Raw genomic sequence first — 637 nt, forward strand, 5'->3', positions numbered from 1 at the left:
CCTTGCTCCGCCCGTGGATGACGAAGCGATCAGGGTTCGAGCCAATCGCCAAGGCATTCGATAAAAACTTCTGCGCCGAGAAACTCGATGCGTCAGTGGCGCTTGGCTTGCACCAGATAAGCCTCGATCTCGGTCTCGCCGAGCCACCTTGCCGCCTCGAGCCGGTGCAGGCCTTCGACGAGGATGTGGCGCTTGCCGTCATGGCGGACCTGGATCGGCGTCTTCATGCCGTTTTCCAAAATGTCCTCGGCCAGATGGCGAACGGTCTCGGGATGCAGCGTCTTCTTGCGCGCCGTCGGCACGTAGATCTCGTCGACCTTGACCTTTTGCACTCTGAGCATTCCGACCCCCGTGGCGGAAACGCCGCCTCCACTGAGATAGTCCGTTTGATGGAGGCGGCCAAGGGTGCGGCTAGCGAATGCTGGCCCGATCGTTTCTATTTGACGCGTGACCGGCAGATCGCCGAAATGGCGGCCCTCGACCTTTTCAGGTGTTCATGACCCATCTGCCGACCGAATTCCCCGATTTCGGACTGACGCCGGAGCAGCGCCGCCACGCGGTGCGTGACCATTATTACGAATGGCCGGGTATGGATGGCGAGCGCGGCGAGATCTGGTGCTACAGCGACCGGTATTCC

General features: G+C 61.1%; 1 protein-coding gene. It reads right to left on the reverse strand.

Annotation, left to right across the window (positions count from 1 at the left end):
- Positions 1 to 92: 92 nt before the first annotated feature.
- Entirely contained in the window at positions 93 to 341 is a 249-nt protein-coding gene (locus EN939_RS36950; RefSeq protein WP_127269873.1) for a ParB N-terminal domain-containing protein, read from the reverse strand.
- Between the last annotated feature and the right edge of the window lie 296 nt (positions 342 to 637).

Source organism: Mesorhizobium sp. M7A.F.Ca.CA.002.05.1.1, from assembly GCF_003998335.1.
Lineage (GTDB): Bacteria > Pseudomonadota > Alphaproteobacteria > Rhizobiales > Rhizobiaceae > Mesorhizobium.

Coding starts and splice junctions, on each gene's coding strand:
- EN939_RS36950 (WP_127269873.1), bottom strand. CDS start 341: ATGCTCAGAGTGCAAAAGGTCAAGGTCGACGAGATCTACGTGCCGACG.